Origin of the sequence: Achromobacter sp. (assembly GCF_049647645.1) — a bacterium.
Lineage (GTDB): Bacteria > Pseudomonadota > Gammaproteobacteria > Burkholderiales > Burkholderiaceae_B > Achromobacter.
In genome coordinates this window covers 1-24,739 of sequence record NZ_JBARYB010000268.1, presented here as the reverse complement: position 1 = coordinate 24,739, position 24,739 = coordinate 1, and the positions used below count along the sequence as shown (strand labels likewise).

25 protein-coding genes are annotated in these 24,739 nt (G+C 67.5%); 20 read left to right on the top strand and 5 right to left on the bottom strand.

Annotated elements, in window-relative coordinates:
• The first annotated feature begins 13 nt into the window (after positions 1–13).
• The 5 genes from WBB14_RS30825 to WBB14_RS30805 all read left to right on the top strand — a co-directional run bounded on the left by WBB14_RS30825 (position 14) and on the right by WBB14_RS30805 (position 5,248).
• Positions 14–721, top strand: a complete 708-nt coding sequence (locus tag WBB14_RS30825; RefSeq protein ID WP_424243137.1) for a response regulator — start codon at positions 14–16, stop codon at positions 719–721.
• The gene (locus WBB14_RS30820; RefSeq protein WP_424243136.1) at positions 678–2,147 is read left to right on the top strand and encodes a sensor histidine kinase N-terminal domain-containing protein; all 1,470 of its coding nucleotides are present in this window, start codon (positions 678–680) and stop codon (positions 2,145–2,147) included. The genes WBB14_RS30825 and WBB14_RS30820 overlap by 44 nt, the downstream gene beginning before the upstream one ends.
• Positions 2,137–3,225 carry an ABC transporter substrate-binding protein gene (locus WBB14_RS30815; RefSeq protein ID WP_424243135.1) on the top strand — a complete coding sequence of 363 codons (1,089 nt, stop codon included), beginning with the start codon at positions 2,137–2,139 and terminating at the stop codon, positions 3,223–3,225. The genes WBB14_RS30820 and WBB14_RS30815 overlap by 11 nt, the downstream gene beginning before the upstream one ends.
• A gap of 312 nt (positions 3,226–3,537) precedes the next feature.
• A complete protein-coding gene (locus WBB14_RS30810; protein ID WP_424243134.1) occupies positions 3,538–4,623 on the top strand; it encodes a helix-turn-helix transcriptional regulator in 1,086 nt (361 codons plus the stop codon).
• Between the two features lie 304 nt (positions 4,624–4,927).
• Positions 4,928–5,248, top strand: coding sequence for a DUF4148 domain-containing protein (locus tag WBB14_RS30805; protein ID WP_424243133.1), 321 nt, complete (start codon positions 4,928–4,930; stop codon positions 5,246–5,248).
• Between the two features lie 7 nt (positions 5,249–5,255).
• On the opposite strand, the gene WBB14_RS30800 is transcribed toward WBB14_RS30805, so the two are convergent.
• Entirely contained in the window at positions 5,256–6,221 is a 966-nt protein-coding gene (locus WBB14_RS30800) for a helix-turn-helix domain-containing protein (RefSeq protein WP_424243132.1), read from the bottom strand.
• A gap of 165 nt (positions 6,222–6,386) precedes the next feature.
• On the opposite strand from WBB14_RS30800, the gene WBB14_RS30795 reads away from it, so the two are divergent.
• The 9 genes from WBB14_RS30795 (at position 6,387) to WBB14_RS30755 (ending at position 15,656) form a co-directional block, all read left to right on the top strand.
• Entirely contained in the window at positions 6,387–7,235 is an 849-nt protein-coding gene (locus WBB14_RS30795; RefSeq protein WP_424243131.1) for a phytanoyl-CoA dioxygenase family protein, read from the top strand.
• On the top strand, positions 7,232–8,776 hold the full coding sequence (locus tag WBB14_RS30790; protein WP_424243130.1) for a class I adenylate-forming enzyme family protein: 1,545 nt from the start codon (positions 7,232–7,234) through the stop codon (positions 8,774–8,776). Before WBB14_RS30795 ends, WBB14_RS30790 begins: the two co-directional genes overlap by 4 nt.
• 22 nt (positions 8,777–8,798) lie before the next feature.
• Entirely contained in the window at positions 8,799–9,728 is a 930-nt protein-coding gene (locus WBB14_RS30785; RefSeq protein ID WP_424243129.1) for a phytanoyl-CoA dioxygenase family protein, read from the top strand.
• Positions 9,729–9,730: 2 nt separating this feature from the next.
• Complete coding sequence (locus WBB14_RS30780) at positions 9,731–10,960, top strand: serine hydrolase domain-containing protein (protein ID WP_424243128.1); 1,230 nt, start codon at positions 9,731–9,733, stop codon at positions 10,958–10,960.
• Positions 10,961–11,019: 59 nt separating this feature from the next.
• The gene (locus tag WBB14_RS30775; protein WP_424243127.1) at positions 11,020–12,279 is read left to right on the top strand and encodes an ABC transporter substrate-binding protein; all 1,260 of its coding nucleotides are present in this window, start codon (positions 11,020–11,022) and stop codon (positions 12,277–12,279) included.
• A 68-nt stretch (positions 12,280–12,347) separates the two neighbouring features.
• A complete protein-coding gene (locus tag WBB14_RS30770; protein WP_424243126.1) occupies positions 12,348–13,229 on the top strand; it encodes a branched-chain amino acid ABC transporter permease in 882 nt (293 codons plus the stop codon).
• Positions 13,226–14,239, top strand: a complete 1,014-nt coding sequence (locus WBB14_RS30765; protein WP_424243125.1) for a branched-chain amino acid ABC transporter permease — start codon at positions 13,226–13,228, stop codon at positions 14,237–14,239. Before WBB14_RS30770 ends, WBB14_RS30765 begins: the two co-directional genes overlap by 4 nt.
• On the top strand, positions 14,236–14,952 hold the full coding sequence (locus WBB14_RS30760) for an ABC transporter ATP-binding protein (RefSeq protein ID WP_424243124.1): 717 nt from the start codon (positions 14,236–14,238) through the stop codon (positions 14,950–14,952). The genes WBB14_RS30765 and WBB14_RS30760 overlap by 4 nt, the downstream gene beginning before the upstream one ends.
• Positions 14,952–15,656, top strand: a complete 705-nt coding sequence (locus WBB14_RS30755; RefSeq protein ID WP_424243123.1) for an ABC transporter ATP-binding protein — start codon at positions 14,952–14,954, stop codon at positions 15,654–15,656. The genes WBB14_RS30760 and WBB14_RS30755 overlap by 1 nt, the downstream gene beginning before the upstream one ends.
• Positions 15,657–15,706: 50 nt before the next feature.
• On the opposite strand, the gene WBB14_RS30750 is transcribed toward WBB14_RS30755, so the two are convergent.
• Complete coding sequence (locus WBB14_RS30750) at positions 15,707–16,762, bottom strand: hypothetical protein (RefSeq protein WP_424243122.1); 1,056 nt, start codon at positions 16,760–16,762, stop codon at positions 15,707–15,709.
• 272 nt (positions 16,763–17,034) lie between these two features.
• Here WBB14_RS30750 and WBB14_RS30745 point away from each other — a divergent pair, with 272 nt between their 5' ends.
• The gene (locus WBB14_RS30745; RefSeq protein ID WP_424243121.1) at positions 17,035–17,418 is read left to right on the top strand and encodes a hypothetical protein; all 384 of its coding nucleotides are present in this window, start codon (positions 17,035–17,037) and stop codon (positions 17,416–17,418) included.
• Between the two features lie 12 nt (positions 17,419–17,430).
• Here the strand turns inward: WBB14_RS30745 and WBB14_RS30740 are convergent, their stop codons facing one another.
• The 3 genes from WBB14_RS30740 to WBB14_RS30730 are packed head-to-tail and all read right to left on the bottom strand — an operon-like array spanning position 17,431 to position 21,410.
• Complete coding sequence (locus WBB14_RS30740) at positions 17,431–17,874, bottom strand: YbaN family protein (protein ID WP_424243120.1); 444 nt, start codon at positions 17,872–17,874, stop codon at positions 17,431–17,433.
• Complete coding sequence (locus tag WBB14_RS30735) at positions 17,871–18,458, bottom strand: biliverdin-producing heme oxygenase (protein WP_424243119.1); 588 nt, start codon at positions 18,456–18,458, stop codon at positions 17,871–17,873. The genes WBB14_RS30740 and WBB14_RS30735 overlap by 4 nt, the downstream gene beginning before the upstream one ends.
• Before the next feature lie 15 nt (positions 18,459–18,473).
• Entirely contained in the window at positions 18,474–21,410 is a 2,937-nt protein-coding gene (locus tag WBB14_RS30730; RefSeq protein WP_424243118.1) for a TonB-dependent receptor domain-containing protein, read from the bottom strand.
• 313 nt (positions 21,411–21,723) lie between these two features.
• Here WBB14_RS30730 and WBB14_RS30725 point away from each other — a divergent pair, with 313 nt between their 5' ends.
• From WBB14_RS30725 to WBB14_RS30705, 5 genes are all read left to right on the top strand, one after another.
• The gene (locus tag WBB14_RS30725) at positions 21,724–22,263 is read left to right on the top strand and encodes a sigma-70 family RNA polymerase sigma factor (RefSeq protein ID WP_424243117.1); all 540 of its coding nucleotides are present in this window, start codon (positions 21,724–21,726) and stop codon (positions 22,261–22,263) included.
• Positions 22,256–23,218, top strand: a complete 963-nt coding sequence (locus WBB14_RS30720) for a FecR domain-containing protein (protein WP_424243116.1) — start codon at positions 22,256–22,258, stop codon at positions 23,216–23,218. Before WBB14_RS30725 ends, WBB14_RS30720 begins: the two co-directional genes overlap by 8 nt.
• A gap of 386 nt (positions 23,219–23,604) precedes the next feature.
• Positions 23,605–23,925 (top strand): hypothetical protein, encoded by a 321-nt coding sequence (locus tag WBB14_RS30715; protein ID WP_424243115.1) that lies wholly within the window; start codon positions 23,605–23,607, stop codon positions 23,923–23,925.
• Between the two features lie 124 nt (positions 23,926–24,049).
• Entirely contained in the window at positions 24,050–24,556 is a 507-nt protein-coding gene (locus tag WBB14_RS30710) for a sigma-70 family RNA polymerase sigma factor (protein WP_424243114.1), read from the top strand.
• Positions 24,557–24,563: 7 nt separating this feature from the next.
• A partial coding sequence (locus WBB14_RS30705) for a FecR/PupR family sigma factor regulator (protein WP_424243145.1) occupies positions 24,564–24,739 on the top strand: 176 nt, incomplete at its 3' end.

Sequence of the window (24,739 nt, the reverse complement as noted above, 5' to 3'; positions counted from 1 at the left end):
GACAATCGTCCCTATGCGCATACTGGTGATCGAAGACGACGCGGACCTTGCCGACGCACTCGTGCGCCGGCTGCGCCGTCTCGGCCATGCCGTCGACTGCCAGAACGACGGCCTCAGCGCCGACGGCGTCTTGCAGTACGAAACCTTCGATCTCGTCATCCTGGACATCGGCCTGCCGCGCATGTCGGGCTTCGACATCCTGCATCGCCTGCGCGACCGCGGCAGCAAGACGCCGGTGCTGGCGCTGACCGCCCGCATCGACATCGAGGACCGTGTCCACGCCCTGGATACCGGCGCCGACGACTACCTGGCCAAACCCTTCGATTTCCGCGAACTGGAAGCCCGCTGCCGCGCCCTGCTGCGACGGCCCAGCGCCCAGACCGCTGGCGTGCTGCGCTTTGGCGAACTGGTCATCGACAGCGCCGCGCGCCAGGTCACGCTGGCCGGACAGCGCATCGAGCTGCCGAAGCGCGAGTACAGCCTGCTGGAAATCCTGCTGGCCGGCATCAACCGCGCCGTCAGCAAAACCGAAATCGCCAACAAGCTGTTCGCCTTCGACGACGATGCCGCGCCCAACGCCATCGAGGTCTATATCGCCCGGCTGCGCCGCAAGCTCGAAGGCTCGCCGTTGCGCATCGAAACGCAACGCGGCACCGGCTACCTCCTGACCGCCACCGATGACCACGACAGCCCCGCCGCGTCCGGCTCCGGCCGCGACTGAACCCGCTTGGCCAGCCGCCGCGCAGGGCCGCATCTCGATCAAGCGCCGCCTGCTGGCCATGCTGCTGGCGCTGTTCGTGGCCGCCCTGGCCACGCTCTACCTGCTGGTGCGCGGCTACGCGAATCAGACTGCCGACACCACTTACGACCAACTGCTGCGCTCCTCCGTGCTGTCCATCGCCGACAGCCTGCAGCTGGTGCAGGGCGAGTGGCGCATGGACATGCCCTATGCCTCGCTGGCGCTGCTGGAGCAGGCGCCGAGCGACCGCGTGTTCTACCGCGTCGGCGACGCTGGCGGCGCGCTGATCTCCGGCTACGAGGACCTGCCGGCGCCGTCCGGCCGCGGCAATGACGGGCCGGCCGACTCGCCCCGCCTGTACGACGCCAGCTACCAGGGCGAGCCGGTGCGCATCGCCTGGATGGAACGCAAGATCGCCGGCCCGCGCGAGGCCGAGACCGCGCTCATCCAGGTCGCCCAGACCCGCGAAGCCCGCACCGCGCTCGCCGCCGGCATACTGTGGCAGGGCACGCTGGCGCTGATCGGCTTCACCGCCGCGGCGCTGGCGCTGGCCTACTGGGGCTTGCTGCGTTCGCTCGCGCCCATCCGCCGCATCGAACGCGAACTGGCCGCCCGCAGCGCATCCGATCTGCATCCGATCGTCGCCCCCGTACCCGAGGAACTCGACACGCTGGTGCACTCGCTCGACGGCTTCATGGCGCGCCTGTCGGAAAACCTGGACACCTTGCGCCTCTTCATCGCCGAGGCCGCGCACCAGTTGCGCACGCCGCTGGCCGCGCTGCACGCGCAGATGGAAGTGGCGCTGGACGAGGAAGACCCCGCCGAACAGCGCCGCAGCCTGCTGGCCGTGCTGCGCAACGCCGAAAAGCTCTCGCGGCTGGTCAACCAGCTGCTGAGCGATGCCAGCGTCATCCACCGCAGCAACGTGCGCCAGTTCCAGCCGGTGGACCTGGCCGAGCTGCTGCGCCAGGCGGTGTACGACACGGTCCCGCAAGCCGATCCCCAACCCGACGTGCGCCTGCACCTGCCCGCCCATGCGCCCGGCAGCCCCCCCACCATGCTGGGCGACAGCCTGATGTTGCGCGAGGCGTTCAAGAACCTCATCGACAATGCGCTGCGCCACGGCGCCACCGAAGACGGCCACATCGACGTGCGGCTGGAGCCGCTGGACGAAGGCTGGCGCATCGCCGTATCCGACCAGGGGCCGGGCATTCCGCCGGCGCTGGCCAACGCCGCCTTCGAGCGCTTCGTGCGCGGTCCGAACCCGCGCGCTCCCGGCGCCGGCCTGGGGCTGTCCATCATCAAGCGCGTGGTCGACATCCATCAGGGCCGGCTGGCCCTGAGCAACCGCGTGGGCGGCGGCCTGGACGCCGTGGTCACGCTGCCGGCCCGACCCCATGAAGCTTGATCTCTTGAAACCCCTGCGCCTGCTGGCGGCGCTGGCCGCCCTGCTGCTGGCGGCAACCGGCCATGCCGCGGAAACCAGCGCCGAGGGCCTGGCGCTGGGTCCCGCCGACAGCAGGAACGTGCTGGTCGTGCACGCCTCCAACAGCGTGCAGGTGTTCCGCGGCGTCCTGGAAGACTTCAGCAGGCTCAACCCCGGCCTGCGCCTGGAATACACCGAACTGTCCACGCAGGAGCTGTACGCCGCAACCATCGCCCGCGCCGCGCAGACGCCCGCGTCCAGGTCCGGCCCCGACATCGTCATCAGCAGCGCCATGGACCTGCAGACCAAGCTGGTCAACGACGGCTACGCACAGGCGCACATCTCGCCCGAGACCCGCGCCCTGCCCGCCTGGGCCAACTGGCGCGATGAAGTTTTCAGCATCGGCACCGACCCCATCGTCATGGTCTACAACACCGGCAAGCTCACGGCCGAGCGGGCGCCGCGCACCCGGCGCGAACTGCTGTCCCTGCTGCAGGCGCCGGGCCAGCCGCTGGCCGGCGCCATCTCCACCTATGACGTCGAGGGCAGCGGCATCGGCTACCTGGCGGCCACGCAAGACACCCGCCTGGACAGCATGGCCGGCGCGCTGCTGGCCGAGCTGGGCCGCAACCGCGTCACTGTCCATGCGTCCACCGAAGACGCCCTGGACAAGCTCGAACGCGGCGAGATCACCCTGGCCTACAACCTGCTGGAATCCTATACCCGGCACCGCATCGGCCAGGGCGCGCCGCTGGCCATCGTGTATCCGCAGGACTACACGCTGATGCTGTCGCGCTCCGCCATCATTCCCAGGCAGGCGCCGCGCGCAGACCTGGGCGCGATGTTCCTGGACTACCTGTTGTCGCCGCGCGGCCAGGAAATAGTCGCCCGCCAGTCCGGCATGCGGCCAGTAAGCGCTTCGGTCAATCCGGAAGCTGGCGTGCGGCCGGTGGGACTGGGCGTGGGACTGCTGGTGTATCTGGACCCGCTCAAGAAGCGGCATTTCCTGGACCTGTGGCAGGCGGCGATCCATCCGCCGGGCGGCGGCGCGCAGCCCTGACCCCGTTTCTCGGCGCGCACCGGTAAGCATGGCCCGGTACGCGCGCACCAGCTCTCGGATCATGGGGCGCCCGGCTATGGATCCGGACCCTTTTCATACCCGCCCGGTACCCATTTTTTTCATCTGGCCCGAGATTTTGCGAGGATAATTTCCTCATGGCAGGACCGTCGTCAATCAGACCGGCCCGTCTTGCCGATGCGCCGCCCGCCCACGGCCGCGCAGCGCTCCTCCCGATCTGGGGCCGGAGCCACCTCTACAACGATCCGTGATGCGTGACAGCGTTTGCGTCTGAACCAGAGTTGGAGGCACCAAATGGCTGAACACCAGATTGCCGTCCGGCGCGCGCTCGAAGCGCTGGACCACCTGGCGGATCCCGCTCCGCCCTGGAATGACATCCTGCAGACCGCCCGCGACATGGTGGGGGCCGACAGCGGCACCCTGATCGTCTTCGATGCCCGCCACAAGCTGCTGGATCTGTCTTCCGTGAGCTTTCCCGAGGCCGGCGCCGCGGACTACCGGAACCACTACTACAGCTGCGACATCGTCGAACAGGACTCGCGGCTGCTTCCCGTGGGTACGTGGCTGGACACCGCCACCATGAGCGACCGCGGGCAATTGCAGCGCTCCGAGTTCTACACCGACTTCATGCTCAAGCACCGCATGGCGCAAGTGCTGTGCCTGGTGATCGAATCCAACGCCATGCTGCGCGCCGCCATTGCCTTTCAGCGCTCGACCGTGGACAGCAAGGCCAGCGAGCGGCTCCAGTCCGGCGATTTCGCCGAGTACTTCCGCCTGCTGCAAAGCCGGCTGGCCCAGCGCGAAAGAGCGCTCGCCATCGGATGGACGGCCATCGAAAGCGCGCTCTCGGATGTCGGCGAAGCCGTGCTGCTGATCAGCCGCGACGCAATCGTGGACAAAATGTCCGCGCTCGCCATGCGGTACCTGGACGACGCGCACGGCTGGAACGTGCGCGGCGGCAAGCTGCTCCATCCCAACGCGAAAATACAGGCGCTGTTCGACGCCTATTGCCAGGCGGTTGCACGCGACGGCAAGGCGCGGTCCCTGGCGGCAGCCGTCGGCTGGGGCGAATTGACCTGGATCGACATCAGCGCGGCCCCGCAAGCGCTGAGCCTGATCGGCAACCGCATGCTGCTGGTGCGCATGCGGCGCAAGAGCGCCTTCGCCCAACCCGACGTCGACCGGCTGGAATCCGTGTTCGCCATCACCCACGCCGAAGCGGCGGTGCTGGCCGGACTTGCTATGGGCCATAGCGTGGAAGAAGTCGCCACCCTGCGCCACGCCTCCGTGCTGACCGTGCGCAAACAGGTGGCGTCCCTGCTCAGCAAGATGGAATGCAACCGCCAGTCCGAACTCGTCCGGTTGGCTTCGCTGCTCTAAGCGCGCTCCCCCGCCGGCATGGCGTACTCAATATTGAGTATGTGGCGTCCACCTGCGCCGTCCTACGATGAGCACGAAGGCATGAGGCCCGGACGCCCTATCCGGCCCGAGTCGTAAACCTGGCGGCGCGGCTCCGCGCCAGGAGCGTGTCCGCGCCCGCCGCGGGCCGGGTCGGTCTGCCCAAGAAAAACATCAATGCGCCAATCCGGTTGCGCAGCTGTCCCTGCCCCGGGCTGCATTGCCGCAAGCCCCCATGGACACCGGTTTCCAATGCTGCGGTCACTCACGTCATCAGGAGCATTTCATGAACACCGCCCTCACCGTCCGCGCCGCGATTCCCGTCGTCCTGGCAGCCTGCGCCCTGCTCTCCGGCCCCGCCGTCGCACAAATGTCCGCCGCGCCCACCACCGCGGCGCCCCCGTCCGACGTCCAGCTAAGCCGCGATCAGGTCGAACGGGATCTGGCTGCCTGGAAGCAATCCGGCGTTGAAAGAAACTGGGACAGCGACAGCACCCCGGACATCAGCAGCCCAGAGTATGTTGCCGCCTACAAGAAGTACGTGGACACAGTGCGGCCTGCCAACGCCCCGCAGATGCAGCAACCGCAGGGCCAGAGCAAGTGGTGATGCGCCGCTACCCTGCCCGCAAGGGCGCACCGCCGCGCTCGCTGCCTGGCGAGCGGCCATAGTGCGCGCGGTACGCCCGGTTGAACGTGGAAACTTCCTCGAATCCCCAGCTGGCGGCGATGTCCGCGATGGAACGGCCAGGCTGGGTTTCGATGGCCTGGCGGCACCGCTCCAGCCGGCACTGCCGCACATGGGCGCTGAAACTCAAGCCGTGCTCGGCCAGTATCTTGAACAGATAGCTGCGCGAAATGCCGAGCTCGTCGCTGGCCGATGCCGGCGTCAGGCCGCGGTCGGCCAGGCGGCGCTGCACCAGCGCCAGAATTCGATCCAGGACTTCATTCCGCACCCGCTCCGCGACTTGCGCGCTGACGTCCGTTCCTTCGAGCTGGGTCCGCGACAGCAGTTCGCCGCAATGCCTGACCATCAGCGCCTGCACCTGCTGCAGTTCATTCGCCGGCAATTCGCTGACCAGGCGCATGTAGCTGGCCAGCACCCGCCCGGCCCCTGAACTTCCGTCCAGCACCGGCGTGGCCAATCGCCCGCGCCGCCCCAGCTGCGGCCGCAGCAGGCCTTCCGGGATTTCTATGCAGAACATGCGGAAATCGGTGCGGAAATCGACTTCCCAGGGCGAAGCGCAATCCACCACGTAGACGTCGCCGGTCCGCGCGCGCATGGCGCTTCCGTCCTGCGAGACCACGGCCTCGCCGGCGCACAGCAGGTTGGCGAAAAAAGGGGATTGCGTGCGGGCCGAGAGGCCGGCCGCGGACAGCCTGACCACATGGGATTGCGCCGTGATGGTCGAGCCGTGCAAGTCCGGCAGCAGCAGGCCGTCGATCTGGCCGCGGAAGCTGCGCGCGGCATCGCGCTCGGGTTCGAGCGGCACGTAGGCATCGCAGATCGCATCGCGCCAGTACGCGAACTGATCCTGCGGCGCTATGACATCGGTGGTGTGGTGGTAGGCCTGCGCGCTCATCTTGAGTACCGGATCATGCCGACGGGGGCCGCCATCTTCTAGGGGATGGACGCTTTGCGCCACTGCCGTGGACGCTACGCGCTGGCAGGGCGAAGACTACCGGCCGATTATACGCACAGACCTATATCGCCGGACCCGGATCCAGGCCCCATCAGGAGACAAAAGATGTCCACGCCCGAACCGCTCGACGAGCGGATCGCAGCCTTTGAACGCGACGGATTCGTGGTGCTGCCCGGGATCATTCCGCCCGAGCAGGTCAGCCAACTGCTGGAAGCCCTGATCCGGATCGAGGCCGAGCACAACCTCGGCTATGCCAAGACCTCGTTCGAAGGCCGCAAGACGGTGCGCATCAACAACCTATTGGTCTACGACCCGCGCTTCTGGGACGTGCCGCTGCAGCCCGAGGTGCTGGCCCTGGCCGAACGCCTGCTGGACCGCGAATTGCTGCTGTCCTCGCTGTGCTCGCTGACGCTGGCGCCCGGGCAAGGCGCCCAACCCCTGCACGAAGACACCCAGCAACTGGCCCTGCCGCGGCCGCGGCCGCCGCTGGCGATCAACGCCATCTGGGCCTTGAGCGATTTCACGGCGGAGAACGGCGCCACCCACATCGTGCCTGGCAGCCATCGCTACGATTCTTCCCCGTCCTACGGCGCGCAGGATATAGAGACCGTGCAGGCCACCATGAAGGCCGGCAGCGTCATGCTGTTCGACAGCGCGCTGTGGCACAAGGGCGGCGCCAACGACAGCAATGCGCGCCGCTACGCGCTGTCGTGCTACTACTGTGCCGGCTGGATGCGGCAGCAGGAAAACCTGCAGCTCGGCATCCCGGCCGACCTGGTGCGGCGCTTTCCGCGCCGCCTGCAGGAGCTGTGCGGCTACAGCATCTACAAGGGGCAGTACGGCCATATCGACAACGCCGATCCCATCACCCTGCTGGGCGGCGAGGGCCGGCCCACCGTGTGGCAGGCCAGCGACGCCAAGGCCGCGCGCAAGGCCGCAGAGGGCAAGGCATGAACGCCCCCGTCCTGCCCGCAGTCGCGGATTCGGTGGTCCACCTACTGCGCGACGCCGCCCGCGAAACGCCCAATCTTCCCGCCCTGTCCTTCGAAGGCGCGCGCCTGAACTATGCGCAATACGCCGGCCTGGCCGGAGCGCTGGCGCGCCGCCTGGGCGAGCGGGTCCGGCCCGGCGACCGCGTCGCCCTGCTGATGCAGAATTCGCTGGACCTGGCGGTCGCCGCCTTCGCCGTGCATGCGCTGCGCGCGCAGGCCGTGCCGCTGAATCCCGGCTATCGCGAACGCGAACTGGCCTACATGCTGGAAGACGCCGCGCCCCGCATGCTGCTGCACGACGACAGCGTAAAGCTCGACCTGGGCGCCCTGTGTCCCGGGTTGGACGCCGGCGCCATCCTTTGCACCGGCAACGGCGCGGGCCTGCTCGGCATGCTGCCGCAAGCCTGTCCGCTGCCCGAGGACTTGCCGCGGCACGAGGACCTGGCCACGCTGCAATACACCGGCGGCACCACCGGACGCCCCAAGGGCGTGAACATCCTGCATCGGCAGATCGCCTACAACATCGCGCAGCGCGAGGCCTGGCTGCCGACCCGGCGCGACGCCGAAGTGGTGCTCTGCGTCATGCCGCTGTTCCATGTTTCCGCGGTCTCGATGTCGCTCTACCTGAGCCTGCACGCCCGCGGCGAACTGGTGGTGATGCGGCGCTTCGACGCCGCCCGCACCATAGAGGCCATCGCCACCCACGGCGTCACGCTGCTGCCGGGCGCGCCCGCGATCTTCCACGACCTGCTGCTGAGCCCGACCCTGAGCCAGGAGCGCGTGGGCAGCTTGCGCGCCTGCTTCTCCGGCGCGGCGCCGCTGCCGCGCGAAACCCTGGCGCGCTTCGAGCAGCGCGCCGGCTGCCCCATCTACGAAGGCTACGGCATGAGCGAAGCCGGCCCCTGCCTGGCGTTCAATCCCATGCACCGTCCGCGCAAACCGGGTTCGGTGGGGCTGCCCGTGCCGGGCGGCGAGCTGCAGATCGTGGACCTGGATCATGGCGAACGGCTGCTGCCGCCCGGCCAGCCCGGCGAAATCCGCGTGCGCGGCCCCCATGTGATGGCGGGCTACCGCCAGCCCGCTCCGGACGCCGCGCAGGCGCTGCGCGAAGGCTGGTTCTACACCGGCGATGTCGCGGTTCTGGACGACGAAGGCTATCTCCATCTGCAGGGCCGGCGGCACGACTGCATCAACGTGGGCGGCTTCAAGGTCTATCCGCTGGAAGTGGAGCAAGTGCTGCTGTCGCGCCCCGAGGTTGGCGAAGCCGCCGCCTTCGGCGTGCCCGACGAGCGGCTGGGACAGGTGGTGCACGCCTGGGTCACGCCCGCACCGGGCCAGAGCCTGGACACGAGCGCCTTGCAGGCCCATTGCGCCACGCATCTGGCCGGCTACAAGGTGCCGCGCCGCATCGGCGCGGCGCAAGCCTTGCCGCGCACCAGCGTAGGCAAGCTCGCGCGCAGCGCACTGGCCCCCGTGGCCGCGCCCAGCCCGATTTCGCAGTGACATCCAACACAAGGGGAGGAACATGAAGCAACTCGATCTGCAGGCGCTGCAACACCAGCTCGCCGAAGAAGGCTATGCCGTCATAGAAAATGTGCTGGACGCGGGGCAGCTGGAATTGGCGCGCGAACGCGTGGCCAGCCTGATGGCCGCCGAACGCGCCGATCCGTTCCCGCTGGACGATGAACGGCACGAGGACGACGACGACATCCTGGCCTACTATAAGCGCCACTACACGGTGAGCGACCTGGAAGCGCGGCGCATGGTGGCCCGCATACACCAGTACCGCCGCGACAACGAGAACACGCGCTGGCCGGTTCCCATCAACAAAGTGTCGAAGAACTTCCTGCACTTGCCCACCCTGTTCGACAACGACAAGTCGCAACGCGTCTGGAACCTGCTGAACAAGGCGCCCGATATGATCCCGTTGATCGAGCACCCGGTGGTGCTGCCGATGGTGCGCAGCGTGATGGGCCAGGACTGCAACCTGCACGATTTCCAGGCCACCAGCATCGGCCCGGGCACCGGCGGCGGCGCCTGGCACGTGGACGCGCCGCTGGGCCAGATCGCCGAACCGCTGCCCGAGTTCCCGCTGACGCTGCAGAACGTCTGGATGCTGGACGATTTCACCGCCGACAACGGCGCCACCCGCGTCATGCCGCGCAGCCACAGGCTGCGCAAGTCGCCGCCCTGGGGCAGCGGCCCGCTGGACGGTGAAGTCACGCTGACCGCGCCCGCCGGTTCGGTCGCCATCTGGCTGTCCAACACCTGGCACCGCTCCGGCCCGAACCATACAGACCGCGAGCGCCGCGCCATCCTCTGCAACTACAACGTGTCCTGGCTGCGCGGCTTCGCCGACTTCACCAGCACACTGGCCGACGGCGTCGCGGCCGGACTGTCCCACGACGCGCGCTATCTGCTGGGCTACGGCGCGCGCGCGCCGTTGACGCGTTGACCATGGCCGCCGCGACCTTGCCTCAGGCGCTGGACGGCGCGGCCCCGGCTATCCACGGCTATTGCGATCCCGCGTTCGAGCCGGTGCGCGCCGCCTTCGCGCGCAACTTCCAGGACGGCGGCGAACTGGGCGCTTCCGTTGCCATCGAGGTCGACGGCTATCCAGTGGTCGACCTCTGGGCCGGCTGGGTCGACACCGCCCGCAGCCAGCCCTGGGAACGCGACACGGTCTGTATCGTGTTTTCCAACACCAAGCCGGCCACGGCGCTGTGCGCCCACATGCTGGCCGAAGCGGGAGAGCTGGACCTGGACGCGCCGGTCGCCCGCTACTGGCCGGAGTACGCCGCGGCTGGCAAGGGCAACACCACCCCGCGCATGCTGCTCAACCACACTGCGGGCCTGCCCGCGCTGCGCGACCCCTTGCCGGCGGACGCCGCTTTCGACTGGGAAGGCATGACATGCCGGCTGGCGGCCGCCGCGCCATTCTGGAGCCCAGGCGAACGCGTGGCCTACCACGGCCTGACCTACGGCTGGCTGGTCGGCGAGCTGGTGCGTCGACTCGGCGGCTGCATGCCCGGCGAGTTTTTCCGGCGCCACATCGCGCAGCCGCTGGACCTGGACTTCTGGATAGGCCTGCCCGAAAGCGAAGAAGCGCGCGTTGCCCCCATCGTGCCGCCCCCGGCGCCACAAGCGCCGCTCAGCCCCTTCGAGCAGTCGCTGAAGGACGAGCCCGGCAGCCCGACGGCGCTGTATGCCAAGAACACCGGCGGCTGGCGCCCGTCCGGCTTCAACAGCCGCGCTGGCCATGCGGCCGGACTGTGCGCGGCCGGCGGCATCGGCAACGCGCGCAGCTTGGCGCGCTTGTACGGGACGCTGGCGCTGGGCGGGACGCGCGACGGCGTGCGCCTGCTGCGCGAGGACACCCTGGCCGCGGCCACCGCCCTGTCGGCGCGGACCGATGACGACGCCTGCCTGCGCGTGCCCTCGCGCTATGCCAGCGGCTTCATGCGCCAGATGGACAACCGCGCGCTGGGCCTGGACAGCGCCTGTTTCGGCGACCAGGCCTACGGCCATACCGGCGCCGGCGGTTCGCTGGCTTTCGCCTGGCCGCAGCGCCGGCTTTCATTTGCCTACACCATGAACCGCATGGGCCGCACCGTATTGCTCGACCAACGGGCGCACCGATTGGTGCTGGCGGCACACACCGCTCTCGGCGCGCCGCCGCCTTGCTGACGCCGGCACAGTTCGCATACATAAACACAAACCACAAAAAATACCGGAGACAAATCCTCATGAGCACGAGCTTTCCCTATCGCCCGGCCGCTTTGCGGCACCTGTTCGCCGCAGCCGGCGCCACCCTGCTGGTCCATGGCGCCGCCATGGCTGCCGAGCCTGTCAAGATCGGCTACCTGATTCCGCTGTCGGGCAGCGCTACCGCCTCGATCGGCAAGGACATGTCGCGCGCCACGCATCTGGCCGTCAAGCACATCAACGACGCCGGCGGGATCAAGGCGCTGGGCGGCGCGCAACTGCAACTGGTCGAAGTGGATACCCGTGGCGACGCCAAGGTCGCCATGACCGAAGTCGAGCGCCTGATCACCCGGGAAAAGACGCCAGTGCTGCTGGGCGCCTTTCAGAGCGGCGTGACCTTCCCCGCCACCGCGGTCGCGGAAAAGAACCGCGTGCCATGGGTGGTCGACCTGGCCGCCAAGGCCGACATCACCGAGCGCGGCTTCAAGTACGTGTTCCGCCCGACGCAGATCCCCGCTTCGGGCAATGCCGAAAGCATGGCGGCATTCATCGACTATGCCGGCAAGACCACCGGCAAGCCCGCCAAGACCGTCGCCATGGTCTATGAGAACACCGATTGGGGCCAGGACATGGCCAACACGCTGCGCGCCAAGTTCAAGGCGGCCGGCATCGACCTGGTGCTGGACGAGGGCTATCCGCCCAACTCGCCCGACCTGCGTCCGCTGGTGCTCAAGATCAAGGGCAAGAAGCCCGACGTCGTCACCGTGACCTCCTACGGCGCCGATGCGGTGCAGTTGCACAAGCTGCTGGCGCAGATGCGGGTCGGTTCCACCTACGTCGGCAGCGCGGCCGGCCAGATCGACAGCACCTTCATCCCGCTGGTCGGCAAGGACATCGCCGGCAATGTCTACACCACCAACGGCTGGGCCGGCTACGAGTCGTCCATCGCCACGCCGTTCGCCAAGAAGTTCTGGGATGACTTTGTCGCCGCCTATAAGGTCGACCCCAACGAGCTTTCGGTCAGCGCCTACGCCGCGGTCTGGGTCATCAAGGATGCGCTGGAGCGCGCCGGCCGGGCAGATCCGGAAGCCATCCGCGACGCCCTGGCCCAGACCAGGCTGCAGGGCACCGACCTGAACAAGCTGGTGGGCTACGACATCGTGATCGACGCCAAGGGCCAGAACCCCGAGAAGCGCTACGTCATGCAGCAGATCACGCCCGACGGCCAGTACCGCACCGTGTGGCCGGAGAACCTGGCTTCCAAGTCCTACAAGATGGTCTGGCCCGCCGCCCAGCCCTGACCGACCCGGCGCCGCCGCCCTCCGCGTGCATCGGCGCGGCGGCGCCCCGTTACCGCTAGGAGCTTTCCTTGACCACTACCCTACTCCAGGCGCTGCTGGGCGGTATCGCCAGCGGCGCCGTCTACGGCCTGATCGCGCTGGGCCTGAGCCTGCAGTTCGGCGTCATGAAGATCATCAACTTCGCCCATGGCGCCTTCCTGATGATGTCCATGTACGTCTGCTTCGCGCTGACCAGCCATTTCGGCCTGCACCCGCTGGCCGCCATGCCGCTGACGGCCCTGGCGCTGTTCGCGGTCGGCTATGCCTGCCAGCGCTGGCTGATCGACGGCATCTATCGCAAGGAAACCTCGCGCGAGCCGATCGGCGTGCTCATCTTCACCACCGGCCTGTGGATCTTCCTGGACAACGCCTTCCTGGCGCTGGCCGGGCCCGACAGCCGCAGCATCGATGCGCCCTGGGCCAACGAGGTCTGGATGCCCGGCGATCTGATCTTCACCTATCCGCAGATCGCCGGCCTGTTTTTCGCCTGCCTGATCACCGCGGCCCTGGTGCTGTTCCTGCGCCACACGCGCACCGGCCGCGCCATCCGCGCCACCGGCCAGGACCGCGAGGCCGCCAGCGTGCTGGGCATAGACAGCACCCGCGTCTACCGGCTGTCGTTCGCCATCGGCCTGCTGGTGCTGGGCGCGGCCGGCGCCCTGCTGCTGCCGCTCTATCCGGTCAACCCCTTCGTCGGCGACATCTTTGGCCTGCGCGCCTTCGTCATCGTGGTGCTGGGCGGCATAGGCTCGGTAGCGGGCGCGTTCTGGGGCGGCATCCTGGTCGGCGTGCTCGAATCCGTCGGCAGCCAGCTGATCCCCATCACCTATGCCGAGGCGCTCATCTTCCTGCTGTTTCTCGCCACCATGTATTTCCGGCCCAGCGGACTGTTCGGCGTGGAGAACGAATGATGGCCAAGAAAAAAATGACTTCGGCCGTCGCCATCGCCGCCCTGGGCGTGCTGGCCCTGCTGCCGCTGGCCAGCGGCAACCAGTACCTGCTGTCGGTGGGCGCCATGACGCTGCTGTATGCCTACCTGGCGCTGTCGTGGAACATCTTGGGCGGCATCGCCGGCCAGCTTTCGCTTGGCCACGCCGCCTACTTCGGGCTGGGCGCCTATACCTCGACCTGGCTGTTCGTGAACCTGGGCATCAGTCCCTGGCTGGGCATGTGGGCCGGCGCCGTGGTAGCGATGGGCGCCGCGCTGATCGTGGGGCTGTCCTGCCTGCAGCTGCGCGGGGCCTACTTCGCGCTGGCCACGATCGCCTCCTGCATGGTGCTCAAGACCTTGGTGGAGAACGCCGACACCTTGCTGGGCGGACCGCGCGGCATGGAAGTCACGCTGCTGCGCGACGCGCCGCTGTACTTCCAGCACACCGGCAAGGCCTTCTACTACCTCGTTGCGCTGGCGTTCACCGTGGCCGCGCTGCTGGTCAACCACCACGTGCTGCGCAGCCGCTTCGGCTACTGCCTGACGGCGGTGCGCAATGACCAGGACGCGGCGATGGCGCTGGGCGTGCCGGTGCGGCGCTACAAGCTCACGGCCGCCATGCTGAGCGCGGCCATGACCGCGCTGGGCGGCACCTTCTATGCCCAGTTCGTGCTCTATATCAGCCCGGACAAGGTCTTCGGCGCCAACCTCAGCGTCATCATCGCCGTGGTCTGCATCATCGGCGGACGCGGCACGCTGTGGGGTCCGGTGCTGGGCGCGTTGCTGCTGCTGCCCGGCGAGGAACTGGCACGCTCCGTAACCGGCGGCATGGTGGGTGCCGACATGATGCTGTATGGCCTCCTGCTGATGATCGTCATCCGCCTGGAGCCGCGCGGACTGATGGCGATACTGGCCCGAGTCCGTGCGCCACGGCGCCGTGCCGATCCGCCCGTGCAGGCTGCCGGCCCCGCCATCGGAGGCACGCGATGAATCTGCTCGAATTCCACAGCGTCAGCCGCAACTTCGGCGGCGTGCGCGCCTCGGACGAGGTCAGCTTCGCGGTCGGCGCCGACGAAATCGTCGGCCTGATCGGCCCCAACGGCGCCGGCAAGACTACGCTGTTCGCCATGGCCTCCGGCTTCGTGCCGCCCAGCAGCGGCGAAATCCGCTTCAACGGCGCCCGCATCAACGGCCAGGACCCGGCGCGCATCTGCACCGCCGGGCTGGCGCGCACCTTCCAGATCGTCAAGCCTTTCGGCGACATGACGGTGCTGGAGAACGCCATGATCGGCGCTTTCCTGCGTCACCGCGCCCCGGCCCAGGCCGAGGAAATCGCGCAGGCGGTGCTGGCGCGCGTCGGCTTGGGCGGACGCGAGCATCAGGTCGCCCGCACGCTCACCCTGTCGGGCCGTAAGCGGCTCGAAGTCGCCAAGGCCCTGGCCACCCAGCCCCGCCTGCTGCTGCTGGACGAAGTGATGGCGGGCCTGACGCCCGTGGAGACCGAGGAAATGGTGGCGCTGATCCTGTCGCTGCGCGGCGACGGCATCAGCGTCCTGGTGATCGAACACAATATGAAGGCCATCATGCAGCTCTCCGACCGCATCGTCGTCATCCAGCAGGGGCGCAAGATCGCCGACGGCCTGCCGCAGCAGGTCGCCAACGACCCGCAGGTGGTGCGCGCCTATCTGGGGGAGGCCGCCTGATGCTGGAAATCCGTCAACTGGACGCCGGCTACGGCGACGTGCAGGTGCTGCGCGGCGTGGACATGCGTGTGGGTGAAGGCGAGATCGTCAGCCTGGTCGGCGCCAACGGCGCCGGCAAGAGCACGCTGATCCGCACCGTCATGGGCTCCCTGCCCGCGCTGGCCGGTGAAGTCCGCTTCCTGGGCGAGCGCATCAGCGGCCTGCCCGCGCACCTGGTGGCGCGGCTGGGCATGGCCCAGGTCATGGAAGGCCGCCGCCTGTTCGGCCACATGGACGTCGAGGACAACCTGCTGGTCGGCGCCGACGTGCTGCGCGACAAGCGCCGCAGCCGCGACAATCTGGACTGGGTCTACCAGCTGTTCCCGCGCCTGCGCGAGCGGCGCCGGCAGCTCGCGCGCTCATTCAGCGGCGGCGAACAGCAGATGCTGGCCATCGGCCGCGCACTGATGACTTCGCCCAAGCTCCTGCTGCTGGACGAGCCTTCCATCGGGCTGGCGCCCATCATGGTCAAGGATATCTTCGACAAGCTGCCGCTCATCAACGCGCGCGGCATCACCATTCTGCTGGTGGAGCAGGACGTGCACCGTTCGCTCAGCATGGCGGCGCGCGGCTATGTGCTGGAGCATGGCGAGATCGTCATGTCCGGGCCGGGAGCCGAACTCCTGGCCGATGAAGGGCTGCGCCGCGCCTACCTGGGGGTTTGAAGCGAGGGCGGCGCGCCCTGGCAGGACGCGCCCCGCTTAAAAGTTGCGGGTCAGACCAGGTAGGAAGCGACCTCTTCGGGGGTGAGATGACGCGTGAACGTCATGGACGGCTGCTGCGCTTCATGCATGGCGCCGTTGAAGCCCGACCAGTTGCGCTTCATGCCCTCGTCCGTCTCCAGCGCGATCAGCACCCGCTTGCCGTGGCGCGACACGTTGTGGCGCAGCGAGGCCTCGCCCCAGGCAAAGCGCATGGCGTTGACCAGTTCGCCATTGGCGTAGGCATCGGCCTGCAGCCACTGGAAATCCGCGGTATCGCCATCCTGGTCCGGCTCGCGCGCCGCGATCTCGCGCTGCACGTCCAGCGAGCGCGCATGCTCGCCGATAATGATTTGCAGCAGCGTGAAGGCATGGAAGTTGTTATTGACGGCATGCGCCCGCGCCACGAAGCCCGTCATGGAAGCCGGCAACACCACCACCAGCTCGTCCTCGTAGCCCAGCTGCGAAGCCAGCCACAGATAATGCAGATTCTCGAACGGCAGGCTGTCGTTGCTGGTGGCCATGGGGTGCAGCAGCGACATCAGTTCCGCGTCGGACACCAAGGCGGCATGGTTGCCCCGGTCGCGCAGCGCCATGGTCATCATCGGCAGCACCAGCAGGTCCGCCGCCTGGTGCAGGGCTTCCACTTCCCAGCGGCGATCTGCGGGCACATCGGCCATTCTTGACCGGGCGTCCAGCCAGGCCTGGCGATCGACCTCCTCCACCTCATCGTCATCATCCTCGACCTCCTGCGCGCAATACGGGCTCAGCGTGTGCAGCCACTGCCGCAACAAGCCAAGCAGGACGGGAAAGAGAATCGCGGGATCGGCGCCGTCTTCCACCAGCGAACCGCACATCAAGGCCACGGCCGCGGCGCGGCCGGGGTGCAGCGACGGCAAAAGGGCTGCGCAGGTCCGCAGGCTGGCATCGGCCTGCCCTGCGTCCCGCGCCCGGGCGTGGAACGCGCTGACTTCCGGCCGCTGGAAGAATTGCTCCAGTGGATCCAGGTCCTCGGGCATGGTGACGGGAGCGCGGAGCGCGGCGGCGAAAGCGGCGTCGGAAGCAGGCATGGAAATGAAGACACATGAAAGCGAAGGGCGGCCCGTCCAGGGCGCGGCGGCAGCCCGCAAGTTTACAGAAACCTGACAGCCGCGCGCGCCTCGGCGCACATTGATATTGGCGGGCCGAATGTCTAGCATGGTAGTGCGCAGCGTAGCCTGGGCGAGCTGGCGAGACACCTGACCCGCAAGGGCCCGGACTCATACCGAGCACCAGTGGTCCGCTCCGGGCGGCCAACGGCGTTCTTACAAGAGCGTCGCGCGCTTCTCTTCAGGAGAATCGTATGAAGTCCTTACTCATGTCGGTCACGCTGACCGCGGGATTGCTGGCGGCCATGGGCGTCTATGCCCAGACACCCTACTCTCAGTCTCCCAGTTCGGCCCCCACGACCAAGACCGCGCCGCCAGCCACGACCCCGTCGCCGATGTCGGCCCCGTCCAAGATGGCGCCGCCCGCCGCCGCCATGCCCGCCGACAAAGGCATGGCCAAGTCCGCTCCCGCCATGGGCGGCGCGCCAGGCCAAGTCTGGGTCAACTCCAGCTCCAAGGCCTACCACTGCCCCAGCGACAAGTACTACGGCAACACCAAGGCCGGCTCGTACATGTCCGAGGCTGACGCAGTCAAACAGGGCTATCACGCCGCGCAAGGCAAGGCCTGCCACAAGTGATCGCGGCCGCAGTCAACGCTGAAAATCGCTTTGGGAATGTCGCGGCGCGGGACGCGACACCACCCAGGACGCGCATGCCAACATGCCCAGGCCCACGCCCAAGGCAAGCCACCAAGCCGGACGAGTACTCCAAAAAAAGGCGGCATACCCCAACGCCATGCCGGCCACGGCCCAGCACTTTCCCTTGCGGCTGATCGCCCCCTGTTCACGCCATTGCCTGAGCGTGGCGCCAAAGCGCGGATGCGTCAGCAACTGGTTTTCCAGGCGCGGGGAAGAGCGCGCAAAGCACGCCGCCGCCAGAATCAGGAAGATGGTCGTCGGCATGACAGGCAGCAAGGCGCCGATCACGCCCAGCGCCACCATCAGGAATCCCAGCAGCATCCACGCGGCGCGCACCGGTCCGCCAGGACTGGAGCGCCGTGGGCGCGCGCCGCGACGCGCCCAGGCGCGGCTCATGCGAATTCCTGCTCGACATAGCCGCGTACTGTCCCGAATGCGGCCTGGGCCCCCGTCACGACGAGCTGCTCCTGTTCCGGCGTCAGCGGCACCGCGTCCAGGGCCGCCGCAAACCCGCGCCAATGCCGGGCCACGCCCTCGGGATGCCCGTCCAGATGCCGCGCGCCAAAATCCCGGTCCAGGCCCAGCCGGCTGCCGGCCAGCTTGTAAAGAACCGCCGCGCCCAGCGTCGAGCCTTCCGACACGTACAGCCATCCCAGCGCATGCGGCAGCGGCGCATCGGCGCCGATGGCCGATGGCGCGGGCGGCGGCTCGGCGCCCAGGTCCGCCAGGTCTTGCTCGACCAGATCCAGTCGGCGCCGCTCTCTCAGGTCCGGCAGCAGCGCCACCAGGTCCGCCCGCGCATAGAGCGCGTCGACATCGCGCATGAACCGGTACTGCACGCGCAGAAAACTCGAATACCGCTCGCGGCTGCTGAAGATGCCGGCATCCATGATGCGGCGGTCCAGCGTATCGTGCATGGACGTCGTGAGCGCCTTCAGGCGCCTGGCCCGGTCAGCGAAAGTGTGGGGTGCTTGTGTCATGGCTGATGCCTCGGGTTAGAACCTGGTCTGCAGTCCCACGCGCAGCGTGCGGCCGGGTGCGGGCATGAAACTCTGGGCCAGGGGATCCAGGTAATAGCGGTCAGTCAGGTTCTGCAGCGAAACATTCACGACGGTGTGCTCGCGCAGCTTGTAGTTCAGGAACAGGTCGAACAGCGTGACCTGGTGGTAGACCAGTTGCGGCGTGGTCGCCCCGGTCTGCCATGGCTGGTCGGCCTTGGCGGTGGGACCGGACGTGTAGGTCATGCGCCCCCCCACGGTCAACGTGTCGTTGAAGAAGCGCAGGCCTGTCGTCAGGTTCACCGCCAGCCTCGGCGGATTCTGGGTGTTCGTGTACGAACCCATGAAGCTGCCGGGCGTGCAGTTCGGCGTGTTCCCGGTTTTCTGGTATTCGTTCGCACCCGCCCGCAAGCGCGCCGCGAACGCCGCATCGCAGGTCTCGGTCTTCAGGTAGTAGGTTGCCGACAGATCCGCGAACACCCGCCCCGCGTCGTAGTGCGATTGCAGCTCCAGGCCGCTGGTCTTGTAGCTGTCGGCATTGCTGAACCGCATCAGGCCGTTCATGCCCGGCGTGGGATCGTAATAGCGGGTGATGTAGTTCTTGATGTTGTTGTTGAAGTACGCCACTTTGATAGCCGCGGAATCGCCGTCCGCCAGCACATTGCCGCGCAGCGTGCTGGCCCCGACCTCCCAGCTGTTCGAGCGTTCGGGCTTCAGACCCTTGCCCGGGTCGGTCTGCAGCACCCCCCGACTGGTCTCGAACAAGGAAGGCAGGCGCAGGCCCTGTGTGTAGGAGGCATAGACGAAGGTATCGGGCACCAATTCGAAGTTGAAACCCGCCGACGGCGCGAAGCCGCCGCCGCTGCTGCGCTGTTTGCCGGAATAGCCGTAACCCGTGACCACCTCCGACACCTGCGACGGGTAGACCCGGGTGCTGGTCGCGCCGAAGTCATTGAAGGACACGCCGTCATAGGGGTTGTTGGAGTCCCCGAACACGATCCCGTTGTTCAGCCGGGGATCCGTGGCGTCGGTGTACTGCCCATTCTGATCCGGGAACCACATCATGCTGCCCCAGCCCCCGGGCTTGGACGCCGACACGTAGCGCAACTCGCGCTCCTCGCGCCGCGCGGTGGCGTAGACGCCGTTGTCCTTGTTGGTGTAGTGGCTGTAGCGGCCGCCGCCCCACAGGGTCAACTTATCGGTCGGCTTGTAATCCAGCTGCCCGCTGAAGCTGAACTCCTGCCTGGAGGCATCGCGCAGCATGCGATTGGAGTTGATGTCGTGCTGCGTGGTGACCACGCCCTTTTGCGGACGAATGTCTTCGATCTGGAACGATCCGCCCAGATCCAGCTTGAAATCGCCCACGCCGGTCTGGAAGCGCGAGGTATTGCCCAGGTCGCCGCCGATGCGGCGGTCGGCCTGCCGGGTCCAGTTGCGGTCCGAACGGTACGCCTGCGAAGTCGGCGCAAGCACCGAGGTCAACTGGCTGGTCTTGGCATCCGTCATCCACAGGTTGGCCGTCAGGTCCAGCAGCGGGTTGCCCGCCGGCTGGAAGTTATAGCGCGCCGTGTAGGTATCGATCTTGGTGTCGCTCAAGGGGTATTGATAGATGCCCGCGGTCCCCATGCGGAATATGTCCGACGGCATGATCTCGCCCATGCGTCCGTCGTAGCTGCGGTAGCCCAGGCTCAGCGTATGGCCGTCCGCCGGCCGTATCGTCGCTTTCAGCAGGATAGACTCGGTCTCGGCCGAGGAATTCAGCACCTCCTCGCCCGCGTTGTACACGGTGGCGACACTGTCCTGCTCATCGCCATACTTGTCGTAGACGCGATAGCGGTCCTGCCCCTTCTTGCCGCTGAAGTAGTTGCCCTGGTTGCGGCGCGCATAGGCGGCAACCAGGTCCAGCTTGTCATTGGTGTACCCCAACGCGATGCTGCCGGACTTCGCCCGCGAACCGAACAGGCTGCCGCGGCTGTCGTGCGGCGGCGACATCAGGCTCCCCTTGCGCTCGTTCGGGTCGCGCTGGGCGGGCGCGACGCCGTTGTTCCAAACGTCGCCCGTCAGGCGCACGCCGAAGGTATTGCCGTCCACCAGAATGTCCTGGATGCCAATGGTCTGCATCTCCACCGAACCGCCAATCGCGCCGGACTTGATCGACGGCCCCTTGTTGATCGTCACGCTGCTGATCAGGTCCGCATCGATATAGCTGCGCTGCTGCGTGCCCGCATAGCCCCGGTACACGTCCAGCGCCTGTTCCGAACCGTCCACCCGTACCGCCACGCGGCTTTGCCCCTGGATGCCCCGAATGTTCACATCCAGCCCGCCGCCGTTGCGGCTGTCGCCCACCTGCACGCCGGGCACGCCCTTCAGCAGGTCTCCCGCCGACACGCGGCCAAAGCGGTCGATGTCCTGGCTGGACAGGTACACGGAGGAGCGCGGAGCAAGGTAGACCTCTTTCTCGGGCAGGGCGTCGGCGGTAATCAGCACCGAAGGCAAAGCGAATGCGCCAGCGGCTGCCCCCTGCGCCGGCGCCAGCGCGTAGCTGCCGTCCTGGCGCGGCACCAGCCGCAGCTGCGTGTCCGCCAGCAGCAATTGCAAGGCGCTGCGCACGGTGTAACGCCCCGCCAACGCAGGCGCCGTCAATCCGCGCGTCAACGCCGGGTCGAACGACAAGAGCAGTCCCGACTGGCTGGCGAAACTGCCCAGCGCCGCACCCAACGGCCCGGCGGCAATGTCGTACCTGCGCGGCGCGGGATCGTCCAGTGCGACGGAGACCGCAGCCGGCGCGGCTGGCGCAGTCGCCTGCGGCGTCTGCGTGGGCGCCGCGACAGCGGACGCCGGCAGGCTGATCAAGGCGCAACGCAGCGCGAACGCAACCGGGCGCAAGCGCCATGGCGATTGCGGACCAAGGGAAGGACGGCGGACTCGATGCATGCTTTTCCTAACTCGTGGGGTCTGGGTCCCGCGCCTGGCGCGAGTTCTCAGACCCCTTGCCGCACGAGATCGGAAAAGGGATATGTTTTTCGCAGAATTATTTTTCACGCGTTGCGGACTGCGCGGATCGCCGCCATCGAAATCGTCCGGTCCAGCCGTGGATACAGGGCCTGCGCTGTTGCTTGCTGACTTCACATCGCCCCCTGAATATTGCGAACCGCCAAAACCTGAATGATAATTGTTTTTATTTAATTGCCAATACGGCGTTTGGCCAGGCCCTTGCCCGGCCCTGCTTGAAGCGCCCGTCCCCGTGATGACCACCCCAAGTCCCCTGTTCCCCGTCCCGCAGCGCGACAGCATCGCGGCCCTGTACACCGAGAACCACGCCTGGCTGCGCAACTGGCTCGCCTACCGGCTGCATTCCTGGGGCGCGGGCATGGCCGACGACCTGGCTCACGACACCTTCGTCCGCATCCTGGCGAGCCGCAGCGATACGCGACGCGAGTCCATCCAGCAGCCGCGCGCCTACCTCACCACCGTGGCCAAGGGCGTGTTGTTCAGCTGGATGCGCCGCCAGACACTGGAGCGCGCCTGGCTGGAAGCGCTGGCCGCGCTGCCCGAGCCGCAGCACCCTTCGCCCGAACGACAGAGCATCATCCTGGAGACCCTGCACGAGATCGACGCCATGCTCGACACGCTCAAGCCCCGCGTCAAACAGGCCTTCCTGATGGCGACGCTGGACGGCATGAAGCAGCAGGAGATCGCGCAGGCGCTGAAGGTGGCCGTGCCCACCGTCAAGAGCTACATCCACAAAGCCTACCTGGCATGCCTGAGCCTGATGCCCGATGAATGACGCCGCCCTTTCCCCGCACATCCTGGAGGAAGCTGCCACTTGGCTGCTGCTGATGCAGGACGCGCCGCTCGCGCCCGCGCAGCAGGTCGAGTTCGAACGCTGGCGCGGCAGCAGCAGCGAACATCAACGCGCCTGGAAACGCGCCGAACGGCTGCTCGCCCGCATCGGCGCCGTGCCGCCAGTCCTGGCCAAGCCCACGCTGCAGCGTCCCGCGCACGCGGGCAGGCGCGCCATGCTGCGCAGCCTGGTCGTGCTGCTGGCGGCGGCGCCCCTGGGCTGGCTGGCATGGCGGCATCAAGCCTGGCGCGACTGGCTGGCGGCCGATTACGTCACGGCGGTGGGCGAACGGCTGGACATCAAGCTGGAGGACGGCGCGCGGATCGCGCTGAACACCGACACCGCGCTGGACGTACGCTACGACGAGCGGCAGCGGCTGCTACGCCTGCGCCGGGGCGAAATCCATATAGCGACCGCAACGGACACACAGCGTCCGCCGCGCCCCTTCCTGGTGCAGAGCGATCATGGCCTGATGCTGGCTCTGGGAACGCGCTTCACCGTACGCCAGCTCACGGACTACACCCTTCTGGCCGTGTACGAAGGCGCCGTGCAGATCCACCCGGACGGGACCGGCGCCAAGCCCGGCGGCAACATCATCGAATCCGGCCATCAAGTCCGGTTCGACCGCGACAGCTTGGGCGCAATCGAAGCCGCGAACGCCAATGCCCTGGCCTGGCGCAAGGGGCTGCTGGTAGCGGACGACATGCCCGTGCTGCAATGGGCGGACGAACTGATGCGCTACGGCGACGAGCGCATCGACTGCGATACATCTCTGCGCCCCCTGCGGGTCTCTGGCGCCTTCCCCACCAACGACCTGCCGCTGGCCGTCGGCATGCTGGCCCAGACCTACGGCCTGCGCACGCGCCGGGACGGATCGCGCATACACGTCGGCCGCTAAATATTGATTTTTCGCCGCGACCTGCCACAATGAAACCACGCATTTCGTGTTGGCCGACAGTCCGTTCCTGGTCCCTGACCGCCCCGCGCCCCCAAAAGCGCGCTCCAAGGACCCCACGATGCCACCCATACTCCTCCCCTCCGTTCGCGTAGCGAGCCCCTCCTTCCCCCGCATCGAGCAGTAGTCCGTGCGCCAAGTTTCGGCCACGGCGGCGTTTCGTCGATTGGACTGACGCTCCTGCAATACGGCTGCAAGCCAGCATCGGCTCGCGCGCTAGAACACAGCCCGCCGGCGGATTGCCGTTAACTTTCGCCGCCGGATGCCGTAAAGGAGGTGAAGACAGACATAGCTATCCCCTCCGTTCCCAGTCGCAAGGAGTTGCTGTCATGTCCAAGCTCCAATATCGCCTATCCCTGCTTTTGCTGTGCGCCTCCGGCGTCCTTCCCGCTGCCCACGCGGCGGATGGAACCATCCATTTCCAGGGCGCCATCGTAGAGGCTGCATCGTGCATGCCCCAGGTTCAACCCCGAAAAGTAGCGGTCCGCCTGGAATGCGATGCCGAACGCGCCCACGCCGCCGGCAAGCCTGCCCGCGACCGCGTCAGCGCCAGTCGCGTGCAGGTCGACGTGCAGCCCGTGTCCCTGAAGGCCTCGCGGCCTGGGCAGAAAGATGCCCAGGGCTACATCATCACTCTCGCCTACCTGTAGCCGTCGGTACCCGCGATCTGGCGGCCATATGCGCCGCCGGATTGCCTGTGCTTCACCCTTGCCATAAAATGCGAAACACTCTTATTTGCATTTAGGCTGCAACCGTCAGCCCGGGGAGAAGCCCATGGAGGCTGACAACTGCGATCCGCGCCAGCAAGTCGGCACGCTGTACCGCGACCATCACGCGTGGCTGCAGCTCTGGCTGCGCCGCCGGCTGGGCAATGTGGGCGACGCTGCCGACCTGGCGCACGATACCTTTGCGCGCATCCTCGATTCGCGCCTGCCAGCCGTGCTGCATGAACCCCGCGCCTATCTGACCACGGTAGCGCGCGGCATCCTGGTCAATTGGTATCAGCGCCGCGCGCTGGAGCAGTCCTACCTGGAAGCGCTGGCGCAACTGCCCGAAGACCAGGCGCCCTCGCCGGAACGCCAGTTGATCATCCTGCAGACCCTGCACGAAATCGACGCCATGCTGGATGCCTTGCCGACGCCTGTGCGACGTGCCTTCCTGCTGTCGCAGATCGAAGGACTGACGTACGAAGCGATCGCCGGCAGGATCGGCGTATCGCTCATCACCGTAAAGCGCTACATGGCCCGCGCCTTCCGACTGTGCCTGGCGTGCATGGAGTGAATCGCCGATGAGCGCCCTGGACGACTCCATCCTCGACCAAGCCGCCGAATGGCTGGTCGTCATGCACGCCGGCGCCGTGTCGGCCGAAGACCGCCGCGCCTGGATGAACTGGCGCGCGCGCAGCGCCGCCCATGAACAGGCCTGGCTGCGCGCGGAGCGGCTGCTGGGCACGCTGGGCGACTT

Excerpts from the sequence above, each read along its gene's own strand:
- WBB14_RS30825 (WP_424243137.1), top strand. The coding sequence starts at position 14 with ATGCGCATACTGGTGATCGAAGACGACGCGGACCTTGCCGACGCACTC.
- WBB14_RS30820 (WP_424243136.1), top strand. The coding sequence starts at position 678 with ATGACCACGACAGCCCCGCCGCGTCCGGCTCCGGCCGCGACTGAACCC.
- WBB14_RS30815 (WP_424243135.1), top strand. The coding sequence starts at position 2,137 with ATGAAGCTTGATCTCTTGAAACCCCTGCGCCTGCTGGCGGCGCTGGCC.
- WBB14_RS30810 (WP_424243134.1), top strand. The coding sequence starts at position 3,538 with ATGGCTGAACACCAGATTGCCGTCCGGCGCGCGCTCGAAGCGCTGGAC.
- WBB14_RS30805 (WP_424243133.1), top strand. The coding sequence starts at position 4,928 with ATGAACACCGCCCTCACCGTCCGCGCCGCGATTCCCGTCGTCCTGGCA.
- WBB14_RS30800 (WP_424243132.1), bottom strand. The coding sequence starts at position 6,221 with ATGAGCGCGCAGGCCTACCACCACACCACCGATGTCATAGCGCCGCAG.
- WBB14_RS30795 (WP_424243131.1), top strand. The coding sequence starts at position 6,387 with ATGTCCACGCCCGAACCGCTCGACGAGCGGATCGCAGCCTTTGAACGC.
- WBB14_RS30790 (WP_424243130.1), top strand. The coding sequence starts at position 7,232 with ATGAACGCCCCCGTCCTGCCCGCAGTCGCGGATTCGGTGGTCCACCTA.
- WBB14_RS30785 (WP_424243129.1), top strand. The coding sequence starts at position 8,799 with ATGAAGCAACTCGATCTGCAGGCGCTGCAACACCAGCTCGCCGAAGAA.
- WBB14_RS30780 (WP_424243128.1), top strand. The coding sequence starts at position 9,731 with ATGGCCGCCGCGACCTTGCCTCAGGCGCTGGACGGCGCGGCCCCGGCT.
- WBB14_RS30775 (WP_424243127.1), top strand. The coding sequence starts at position 11,020 with ATGAGCACGAGCTTTCCCTATCGCCCGGCCGCTTTGCGGCACCTGTTC.
- WBB14_RS30765 (WP_424243125.1), top strand. The coding sequence starts at position 13,226 with ATGATGGCCAAGAAAAAAATGACTTCGGCCGTCGCCATCGCCGCCCTG.
- WBB14_RS30760 (WP_424243124.1), top strand. The coding sequence starts at position 14,236 with ATGAATCTGCTCGAATTCCACAGCGTCAGCCGCAACTTCGGCGGCGTG.
- WBB14_RS30755 (WP_424243123.1), top strand. The coding sequence starts at position 14,952 with ATGCTGGAAATCCGTCAACTGGACGCCGGCTACGGCGACGTGCAGGTG.
- WBB14_RS30750 (WP_424243122.1), bottom strand. The coding sequence starts at position 16,762 with ATGCCTGCTTCCGACGCCGCTTTCGCCGCCGCGCTCCGCGCTCCCGTC.
- WBB14_RS30745 (WP_424243121.1), top strand. The coding sequence starts at position 17,035 with ATGAAGTCCTTACTCATGTCGGTCACGCTGACCGCGGGATTGCTGGCG.
- WBB14_RS30740 (WP_424243120.1), bottom strand. The coding sequence starts at position 17,874 with ATGAGCCGCGCCTGGGCGCGTCGCGGCGCGCGCCCACGGCGCTCCAGT.
- WBB14_RS30735 (WP_424243119.1), bottom strand. The coding sequence starts at position 18,458 with ATGACACAAGCACCCCACACTTTCGCTGACCGGGCCAGGCGCCTGAAG.
- WBB14_RS30730 (WP_424243118.1), bottom strand. The coding sequence starts at position 21,410 with ATGCATCGAGTCCGCCGTCCTTCCCTTGGTCCGCAATCGCCATGGCGC.
- WBB14_RS30725 (WP_424243117.1), top strand. The coding sequence starts at position 21,724 with ATGACCACCCCAAGTCCCCTGTTCCCCGTCCCGCAGCGCGACAGCATC.
- WBB14_RS30720 (WP_424243116.1), top strand. The coding sequence starts at position 22,256 with ATGAATGACGCCGCCCTTTCCCCGCACATCCTGGAGGAAGCTGCCACT.
- WBB14_RS30715 (WP_424243115.1), top strand. The coding sequence starts at position 23,605 with ATGTCCAAGCTCCAATATCGCCTATCCCTGCTTTTGCTGTGCGCCTCC.
- WBB14_RS30710 (WP_424243114.1), top strand. The coding sequence starts at position 24,050 with ATGGAGGCTGACAACTGCGATCCGCGCCAGCAAGTCGGCACGCTGTAC.